At 58.2% G+C, this 9,477-nt stretch carries 6 protein-coding genes and 1 pseudogene; 3 read left to right on the forward strand and 4 right to left on the reverse strand.

The window, feature by feature from the left end:
• Positions 1-43: 43 nt before the first annotated feature.
• Genes WDJ60_RS02835 through WDJ60_RS02845 form a run of 3 tightly spaced genes read right to left on the reverse strand, consistent with a single transcriptional unit; the run spans position 44 to position 4,873 of the window.
• Positions 44-2,185, reverse strand: a complete 2,142-nt coding sequence (locus WDJ60_RS02835) for a PAS domain S-box protein (RefSeq protein ID WP_340098343.1) — start codon at positions 2,183-2,185, stop codon at positions 44-46.
• A gap of 35 nt (positions 2,186-2,220) precedes the next feature.
• Positions 2,221-2,646 carry a chemotaxis protein CheW gene (locus WDJ60_RS02840; RefSeq protein WP_340098344.1) on the reverse strand — a complete coding sequence of 142 codons (426 nt, stop codon included), beginning with the start codon at positions 2,644-2,646 and terminating at the stop codon, positions 2,221-2,223.
• 4 nt (positions 2,647-2,650) lie between these two features.
• On the reverse strand, positions 2,651-4,873 hold the full coding sequence (locus WDJ60_RS02845; protein ID WP_340098345.1) for a HAMP domain-containing methyl-accepting chemotaxis protein: 2,223 nt from the start codon (positions 4,871-4,873) through the stop codon (positions 2,651-2,653).
• 213 nt (positions 4,874-5,086) lie between these two features.
• On the opposite strand from WDJ60_RS02845, the gene WDJ60_RS18805 reads away from it, so the two are divergent.
• From WDJ60_RS18805 to WDJ60_RS02855, 3 genes are all read left to right on the forward strand, one after another.
• A complete protein-coding gene (locus WDJ60_RS18805; RefSeq protein WP_417750424.1) occupies positions 5,087-5,449 on the forward strand; it encodes a HalOD1 output domain-containing protein in 363 nt (120 codons plus the stop codon).
• Positions 5,450-6,226 (forward strand): DICT sensory domain-containing protein, encoded by a 777-nt coding sequence (locus tag WDJ60_RS02850; RefSeq protein ID WP_340098346.1) that lies wholly within the window; start codon positions 5,450-5,452, stop codon positions 6,224-6,226. It begins immediately after the preceding gene.
• Between the two features lie 161 nt (positions 6,227-6,387).
• Entirely contained in the window at positions 6,388-8,841 is a 2,454-nt protein-coding gene (locus WDJ60_RS02855) for a PAS domain-containing protein (RefSeq protein WP_340098347.1), read from the forward strand.
• A 70-nt stretch (positions 8,842-8,911) separates the two neighbouring features.
• On the opposite strand, the pseudogene WDJ60_RS02860 reads toward WDJ60_RS02855, so the two are convergent.
• Positions 8,912-9,274 (reverse strand): annotated as a pseudogene (locus WDJ60_RS02860) (NifU family protein).
• Between the last annotated feature and the right edge of the window lie 203 nt (positions 9,275-9,477).

The following is a 9,477-nucleotide window of genomic DNA, read 5'->3' on the forward strand; positions in this document are numbered from 1 at the left end:
TAACGGGATCCGGTGGAACGGAGCAGCTGAGCGATGGCCGTGCTCAGCCCGTCGTTTCGACGCCAGTGATCTCGAAGCGTGCGCCGCCCGTCTCGCTGTCGGTCACGCGGATTTCCCAGCCGTGTGCCTCTACGATCTCCGTGACGATTGCGAGGCCGAATCCTGTGCCATCGTCAGCGATCGAATAACCTGCTTCGAAAATCTCGTCACGCTCTCCATCGGGGATTCCTGATCCATCGTCCGCGACGTAGAACCCGTCGGCCACCGCCCCGACCGTTACCGTCACCTCGCAGCCGCCGTGGTCGACGGCGTTCCTGAAGAGGTTCTCGAGTAACTGTCGCAGTCGGCTCCGATCAGCCGATATCGTCGTGTCCGTTTCGACAGAGAGCGTTGCGTCCGCGATCGGCGTCGTCTGCCAACACACCTCGGCCAGTTCCGACAGGGTGACCGGTTCCGTTATTCCGACTGAGTTCCCACTCCGGGCCAGCGCCAACAGATCCTCCACAAGTGCCTGACACCGGTCGACGGCGTCACCCGCCGCATCGAGGTGAGCGGAGTCACAATCGGCCTGTGCCAGTTCGAGACGGCCCTGGGCAGTCGTGAGTGGATTTCGGAGGTCGTGGCTGACGATACCTACGAAATCTTTGAGACGGGCGTTTTGCCGTTCGAGTTTCCGTGCACGCTCTTTGCGCTCGGAGACGTTCTCCTGGAACCCGACGTAATTCTCAACGGTTCCGGCGTCGTCTCTCACCGGCGCGATGCTAACGCGGTTCCAGAACTGCCTGCCGTCCTTCCGGTAGTTCCGCAACTCCACGGACACCGGCTCCTCCTTCTCAACCGCCTTCCGTATTTCAGCGACTGGTTCCTCTCGAGTCGCCTCACCCTGGAGAAACCGACAGTTGCGACCGAGGATTTCCGCCTCGGAGTACCCTGTCAGTGCTTCGAACCCCTCGTTTACGTAGATCAGCGGGTTGTCCTCGCGGTCGGGATCGGTAATGGTGATCCCGACGGGCGCTTCGTCCATCGTCTGGGACTTCAGCTCGAGTTCCCGTGCACGCTCTTTGCGCTCTGTGATATCTCGGAGTGTCCCGACTGACCCGTCGAACTCGTCACCTTCGTAGGGAAGGACACCCATGTGATCCTCACAGACGATCGGGTCGCCGTCACATGGCTGGATCGTCACTTCGAATTTTACCGTCTCCAGGCCGTCACTCGACAGCAACCGACCCAAGTGGTGTTCCGCCCGTTCGACGGCATCCTCGTCCTTGATGAGTGACGGCGTGCTTCCGAGAATGGTTTCCCGGTCGTAGCCGACCAACTCGACGAGTTCGTCGCTGACATATGTGAATCGCCCCTCCTCGTCGAGCACGTACACGGCGTCGGTCAACGCCTCGATGATCGTCTCGTGCTTTTCGAGTTCCTGCCGACGCTCCTTGCGGTCGGTGATATCGTGACCAGCTCCACGGAGTTTTGTTACCTTCCCACCGGATTCTACGACCGGAGTTATCGTCATCTCGATCAGACGCTCGTCGCCGTCCCCTAGCTGAAGTCGCCACATGTTGTGCAGTTCTTCGCCTGTCTCGAAGGCCCTAGTGAGTGTTTGCTGAATATCTTCGTGGTCGTCCGGATGGAACAGTGCTATCGCCTCCTCCAGAGAAATTTCGGCCTGATCAGGGCGACCGATAATTCGCCGGGTGCCAGCCGTTAGCAGGACAGTCCCGCTCTCTCTGTCCAGTTCCCATCCACCGGTGTCGCCGGCAAACTCCGTCAGCCGGGTCAGTTGTCGCTGTCTGTCGACCCGCTGTGCCTCGCGTCGTGCTCGGACGGCATTGCGGATTCGGTTGGCCAAGAGTTCGTACCGCTCGGTTCCGGAACCCTTCTGGAGATAGTCGGTGACGCCGGCAGAGATGGCATCGCTGGCGATGGACTCGCTTCCCTTGCCGGTAAACAGGATGAACGGGAGGTCGGGATACCGCTCTCGGACAGCCTGCAAGAACTCGAGCCCGTTCATGCCGGGCATGTTGTAATCTGAGACGATACAATCGGGCCGACGATCATCTATCCGCTCTAACCCGTCGTCGCCGGTCGTCGCTGTCTCGACAGTGAACTGGTGGTCCTCTCGCTCGAGAAACGTCGCGGTGAGGTCGGCGAAATCGGGTTCGTCATCGACATGAAGAACCTCCATCATTTCCTCCGTCTCAGTCAGGGCCCTTGCCTTACTCATGTTTCAGCCGAGATAGTTTCCGGATCGATCCAGACGATGTGTCCATTCTCCCGGGCGACGAGGCCGTTGACCATCTCCTCATCGACTGCTTCGACAGAGTCAGGATCGATAGTCAGGATCCGGCGCACGTCCGTTACCGCCCAGCCGGAACGCCCGCCTGTCGTCATCTTGGTATCGAAGACGATCATCCTGTCCTGGCTGATCCCATTGCCTTCGTGTCCGTCTTGCAAGAGTCTGGCACTCGGATCGATGACTCTCGTCGTCTCGCCACGGAGATCGATCGCCCCTTCGACGTGAGGGGGCGAATCCGGGATCGAAGTCACGTCTTTTTTCGAGCGGCTCACGACCTCGGTGACGTATTCGATGTCGATGCAGTACTGTTCCTGCCCGAGCGTGAACTCAAGGACCTGGTGTGATCCCATGGGTTCACAGCTCCGCGTCGTGATCCGGCGTCCGGCTCGCAGTGTCCGACGCGTGGTGCCCGCCGTCAGCCGCGGCCGGCGATCCCGCTCTCGCCTCAGTTGCTCGACCGGCGCCCGATCCGGTCTCGAAATCCGACACCTGGTCGTGCAGGTCTTCGGCGAGACCGGACAGTTGCTGGATATTCTCGGAGGCTTCGGACAGGGAAGCGGTCTGTTCTTCTGTCGCGGCAGAGACGTTGCTCGCCTCGGCTGCAGTCTGCTGACTGACGCTGGAGACCTCGTCGACCATGGAAACCACTTCCTCCGACGAGGCCGCCTGGTCGTCGGTGGCGTCGCTGATTTCCCGAATGCCGCTTTCGGCCTCTTGCACGGCGTTGGCGATCTCGTCGAACATCTCGATGGCGTCCTCGATCGTGTCAGACCCGCGTTGGACTTGATCGCTCATCTGCTGCATCCCCTCGACGGTATCCTCCGTCGTCGCCTGGACTTCTTCGATGCGCTGTTCGATGTCGGCAGTCGCCTCGGCAGCCTCCTCTGCCAGGGATTTAATTTCGTTTGCCACGACCCCGAACCCTTCGCCCGCCTCGCCGGCCCGAGCGGCCTCGATCGAGGCGTTCAACGCGAGCATGTTCGTCTGTTCGGCTATCTCAGTGATCATCTCGACCACTTCGCCGATCTGATCCATCTTCTCGTCGAGCGTTTCGACCTGCGTGGCTGCCTCGTCGGCCCGGGTTTCGATGGACTGGATCTCCTCGGTCGCCTCCGAGGCATACTGCCGCCCCGTCTCGCCACGCTCGACGGCCGTACTGGCAGTCGAAGTCACTTCTTCGGCCGAGGAAGCGATTTCCTCAACGGTCGCCGACATATCGTTCATTTCGCCCGCCACCTCTTGGAGGTTCTCGCTTTGCGTGTCCGCACCGCGTGAGATCTCTTCGACGGACTCCGCTACCTGCTCGCTGGCCTGTTCGATCTCCTCCGAACTACCCGCTACTTCCTCACTCGAAGTCGCGACGTCGTCTGCGATGGCCTGAACACGTTCGACGCTTCTGTTCAGTTGTCCGATTCCGTCCTCAAGGTCACCCAGTGCGGTTCCAAACGCTCCCGGGTAGTCCGTGTCGATATCTTGATCGAGCCGTCCGTCTTTGAGCCCCTGGCTCGCGTTCGAGATCTGTGTGAAGCTCTCCGACAACTGGGTGGTCCCAGTCGCAAGGTCTTCCAACACGTCGCCGTACTGTCCGGGTCGGTCGGTATCGATACTCTGATCGATGACGCCCTGCTGGAGGTCATCGCTCACACCCTGGATCTCTTCGAAACTCCCCGCAAGTTCGTCGGCACCCGCTTCGAGATCGGCGACAGCCTCCCCATACTGCCCCGGATAGTCGGCCTCGAACTCCCAGCCCAGATTGCCCTGTCGCAAGCCACGGCTAGCGGTTCCGATCTGCGAGAAAACACCTCGAAGGTTCGCCTGCATCTCACTGAACGCCTCGATCATCCGGCCGAGTTCGTCGTCTTCGACGTGGCTGTCGAGATCGTTGTCGAGATCGCCAGCACTGACAGCCTGTGCAGTCTCTTCCAACCTCGTGATCGGCGGGATGATCCGTCCAGCGACAAACAGCCCAATGGCGATCGCGAGGACGAACGACCCGACACTCAGTCCGAGAAGCAACCACTGGACCGTGGCTGTGGTGCTGTCTGCCGACGCGACTGCTGTGTCTTTGTCCTCGACAGCAAACTCTTCGAGTGTATGTGCGTCCTCGCGCATGTCTGTCAGTATCGGGTCCAGTTCTGCCATTTGCTGTCTGGCACGCTCTGTCTCACCGGCCTCGGCCGCGTCGAACACCTCCTGGGCGACGGCCGTGTACTCCTGGTGTCTGGACTGCAAATCGGCGAAGGCCTGTTGTTCTTCCTCGCTCAGGTCGCTTTCATCCATTGTCTGTGCCCACTCTTCGAAGTGGGAATTGGCCTCCTCGAAGTCGGCTCTAGCACCGTCCTCGCCGAGCATGGCTGCCTGGACTGCCACCTGTTGTTCCTCGACGGCGACCAACATCTCCATCGACGCATCGATCTTGTCGGCGTCCTCAGAGATGACATGGGCCTCGGCATCGACGGCCCCCACGGCCTGGTATCCGACTAATCCAGTCACACCGACTAGCAACGCTACGAGCACGAATGCCAGAATGAGTTTCGGTCGCAAGTCGAACCGGTCGATTTTCACCTTCTCTAGCATGCGATATCCTCTCACGACCAACCCAATAGTTGGGGGCTCTAGATAACAGCATGAGTATCACGGCTGAGAACCGATAATTGTCTCGCTCGACCGCTTCGCTGCTCGAAACGTTCCTAAGAGATCCGATCTGAGGGATCCTTTCGAGGCACGCTCCCGGGCGCGTCCCGTTATCAAGATGCGCGACTTATATTCACTATCGATCTACGTAGGTCTATGTCTGACCTGCCGCAGTATGGCCGGAATAGTTTCGAAGAGGGGGGTACGGAGAGTGACCACCCATCTATTAGATCGCTAACGTTCGACGCTGAAGAAAGAGCATACGTTGCGAGGTTCGACAACAGCGACGCATTACCGAGTACGATCGTTGTATCGGTAATTACAGAAATAACTGGTCAGTCGTTGACCGATCTCCGGCCACTATACCACGTCGTAGACCCGGATGCTCTCGACCAAATCGTGGGGAATCGTCCGTCTGGACTACATCACAGCGAACGGCTGGTCGAGTTCACATACCAGGACTTCAATATCCGGCTCCTGAGCAGTGGTGTGATCAAAGTGTGTCTCCCGAGTACGTAGATGGATGCAGATTCGGCTGCGTTGTTCGACCTGCGGGACAGTATCGAGTCCATTAGACACCGTGAGAAGGAACTCCGTCTGCTCAACGTCGATCCGACCGACGGAATACACGAGGAACTCGAGGCGTTTTTCGAGACACAGAACGTGCGAATTACCGTCGATAGAACGGTATCGAGTGAAACCGAAGAGGTCGCAGTCCTCAGCAACGCGACCGAAGTCCTCGCTGTCGTCGATGTGTCGACTCTCAGGGGGTTACTCGAAGACGTTTCAACAGGGACCGGCGACCTCGGCATTGCCGACAGAGAATACGAGAGTGTCCTCCGGCATCTCAAGGAAACCACGTTCACGTCAAGCGATACGGAACAGTTGCTCTACGCGTCCCGCGAAATAGAGGATCGTGCTCGTCGAGTCGGCCGGGGTTCGATTCACTCGGGGTTCCAGCAGTGCTCGCTCATGGCAGAACAGGGATCGGTTTACGCAGACCTCACTCGCCGAGGTGTCTCTGTGCACGCCTACGGCATCCCCGACGTTACGCCACCGGATCTCGGTTCCGGTCAGGTTCATCCGGTCTCGACAGACGAAATCGAAGAGACGTGGTTCGTCGTCTTCGACGGCGGTGGCAATAACACCCAGAAGAGTGCTTTGCTCGCCCGCGAACGCGACGAGAACGCGTTCTACGGCGTTTTGACGTACGACCCGGGATTCGTCGATCACGTCCTCAGATATCTGCATCGGACTTACGGCCCCTCCTCCGACGACGCGACACCCGTTGTTTGAACCGCACCGATCAAGGACCCGAACTGAAGCCGGCCGAATGAAAATATTTTGACGTACACTGTCGACGAACGCGTGCTTGTGTAGCCTGCTGCCGATACTATCAATAATTAAAAAATTTACATATACATATATATACATCTTCGCGTGAACAACCGTAACGTATGGAGAGCGGGGAGCGGCAGGACGAAGACGAAGGGGCGGGCCAGACGAGTCCTCCCGCGTCTACCGACACCGATTCAGTACGTTGGTCTGATATTTTCGAGACTGAAAGATGCACATCCGACAGTGACGACACAGCAGACGAGTTCCACGGGCTCGGAGAGTCGGATGCCGTGCGAGAACTGCGAGCGCGGACAAAAGTACTGGAGGCGCTCAAACGGGCGAGTGACCTCTTTGTCGGTTTGTCCAACTCTGTTGACGAGAGTGTCCGCACGCTCGTCACCGAACTTCCACAGTGGTTCCAGCATCCTGAAACAATCGAGGTCAGAATACGAGTCGGAGATGACCTGTTCGAAACCGACGACTTCCAGCGGACTGGTAACCCGCTGACCGCCGAGGCCCGCACGCGCACCGGGATAGCAGTCTCTATGACGGTCGTTTGCACGGACCGGCTACCCGACACCGGAGAGCGAGAGTGGCTCCCAACAGAACGAGAACTCGTCGAGGCGCTCGTTTCACTCGTCAAGGAAGGAATCGAACGATGGGAGATAGACAGTTTGAAGCGCGTGTCCGATGGCGTTGCCGTACTCGATAACAACCACAACTACACGTACGTAAACCAACAGGCAGAACAGCTTCTCGGTCAAGACAGCAAGGAGCTGCGCGGTGAGTGCGTCTGGGACATTTTTCCTGAAGCAGCTGGTACTATTGCCGAAGAGAAAATCCAAACGGCTCTCGAAACGCAGTCGCCGACATCCTTCGAACGACACAACGCCGAAAAAGAGCAGTGGGTCGAAGCCAGAATCCACCCGAGCAACGATGGCGTCATTATCGTCTTCTCAGAGATCACCAACAAAAAGGTAGCCGAACGAGAACTGGATCACGTTCTGGAAACGACTCCCGTTGGAATCGTCCTCTTGAACGCCGATGGAGATATTACCCGCGCAAACTCCCGTGCCGAAGAGTTACTTGGCCTGTCCAGACGCAAGATGGACAGAAAGGGGTACGACCACCCCGACTGGGATATCTGGGACGAGGCGGGCGATCCGATCCCACGAGAAGACCATCCGATCACGCGTGTCTCCGAAACCGGCGAGACTATCAAGGGGGTCACCCACGGAATCACGCTCCCGGACGGCTCCGAACGGTGGCTGTCGAGCAACGTCGCCCCAATCAAAACTGAGGACGGGTCCATCGAGCAGATCATCGTTGCACTGGAAGATATCACCGTTCCAAAACGTCTCGAACAGCTCATCGAGACGTTCCAGCCAGTCAACGAGATTCTCAACAGTGCAACCGCAGACGAGGAGACCAAACAGGCCATCTGTGAGTTGCTGACGGACACGCGGGAATACCAGTACGCACGGATCAGTGAGCGCACCCCGGGCACGGCACCAACCGAGTCGGATCTCCAGGAGGGGACGGGGGCTGTCGCTGCCAACGAGTCGGTGCCCCTCCCGATACAATCGCAGACAGAGGTCGCTCCGGCAGAGGTCGCTGTTGAAACAGGCGATGTACAGGTCGTTACGAGGAACCGAACCGACTCACGGTTTGACCGGTGGCGAGCATACACACTGGACCATGGGTTCCAGGGCGGAGCTATCGTTCCCCTTCAGCATAGGGGTCGCGTCTACGATCTACTCGTCCTGTATACAGACCGTGGAGAGGCATTCGGGAGCCGCGAGCAGACACTCCTGACAACGCTCGGGAAGAGGATCGGGCAAGTTCTTCACTCACTCGAGACGGAGCGCATTCTCCATGCCGACACAATGGCCGAACTCACCTTCGAGAGCACTGACCCGGCGTCGTTTTTCGTCTCCGCTTCCGAACAGCTGGGTTGTAAGATCGAGATCAGGGACACGATTCCGGCCTCGGATGAAATGTTTGTTCACTATGCGTCCGTTCGGGATGCTTCGTTGGATACTTTCAGTGATATCGCGGAGAACGCGGACTGGGCCGCCCAGTTGCGACAGATCCGTCACACCGAGGACCCGCCAGGTGGAGACGTCGAAATCGGACTGCGCCGACAATCCCTGGCACAGACACTCGTCACAGAGGGTGCAGTCGTCACGACGGACACGGTAACTGATGGCCGGGCCGAGGTCGTCTGCGAAGTGCCACTCGGTACCGATATTGGTTCCCTCGTGACGCGTGTCCAGGAGTCGTTCCCGGAAACGACGTTGGTCTCAAAACGTGAATACACTCCCGCTGCGAAGTCGAATGCACACGCAGTCGGTCGGATGCTGGGAGACATCTTCGAAACCGAACTTACGGACCGGCAACAACAGGTCCTGAGAGCTGCGATGTACGGTGGGTACTTCCAATCACCGCGACGAAGTACGGCAACCGAGATTGCCGACGCGCTCTCACTGACCCAATCGACCTTCTCCTATCATCTGCGAAACGCACAACAAACGCTTTTTGAGCGCCTATTCGACCGATTACAACGACAATGACCAACGTCCTGCTCGAGGTGCAGAATTCCCTGAAGAAGAATACCGGATTCTGGACTGCTGAAAGGAACTTCTAGAAGGGCGCGGTCGGGGGTTCGTCGTCTCCGTCGCTTTCTCCGCTGTCGGTTGTTTCTCCAGGGAATGACGGGCTCTTGCCGCCGTGGCCACTCCCACTACCACCGCCGGTATTAGCGTGGACGGTCTCTATTTCGGCAATTTCATTCACCACCCGGTTCTGATGGCCTGGATCGTCATCGGAGAGATACCGCACCCGCTGTACGCACCCCCCGAGTTGGGTGGACACCTCGCCGCTTTCCCGGTCAAGGTTCTGGATCGCTGCCGATCCCCCGTGCATTTCGATTTGTGGGAAGTTCTTCTGTAGGAAGGTCCCGGTTTCCTCGCGGAGGTTCTCTTCACTTTTGACTTCGGAACTCATATTCCCCTGTTTCGACTCCGGCATTCTGACTCTGAATTAACATAACTTTTGATTTGTTCCAAAATGATATCATCAGCTGTCGCGTTTCGAGTTGATAAAGACACCGCGCGGGCGTGAGCAACGAAATCAAGCCGAGTCCGCTGGCTGAAAGATATGCGGTGACGAGAAGTCAGCGGATTCGGTTCGAGAGTCCGGTTCGGACA

This window comes from Salinibaculum salinum, assembly GCF_037645885.1.
GTDB lineage: Archaea > Halobacteriota > Halobacteria > Halobacteriales > Haloarculaceae > Salinibaculum > Salinibaculum salinum.

Coding starts and splice junctions, on each gene's coding strand:
- WDJ60_RS02835 (WP_340098343.1), bottom strand. CDS start 2,185: ATGGAGGTTCTTCATGTCGATGACGAACCCGATTTCGCCGACCTCACC.
- WDJ60_RS02840 (WP_340098344.1), bottom strand. CDS start 2,646: ATGGGATCACACCAGGTCCTTGAGTTCACGCTCGGGCAGGAACAGTAC.
- WDJ60_RS02845 (WP_340098345.1), bottom strand. CDS start 4,873: ATGCTAGAGAAGGTGAAAATCGACCGGTTCGACTTGCGACCGAAACTC.
- WDJ60_RS18805 (WP_417750424.1), top strand. CDS start 5,087: ATGTCTGACCTGCCGCAGTATGGCCGGAATAGTTTCGAAGAGGGGGGT.
- WDJ60_RS02850 (WP_340098346.1), top strand. CDS start 5,450: ATGGATGCAGATTCGGCTGCGTTGTTCGACCTGCGGGACAGTATCGAG.
- WDJ60_RS02855 (WP_340098347.1), top strand. CDS start 6,388: ATGGAGAGCGGGGAGCGGCAGGACGAAGACGAAGGGGCGGGCCAGACG.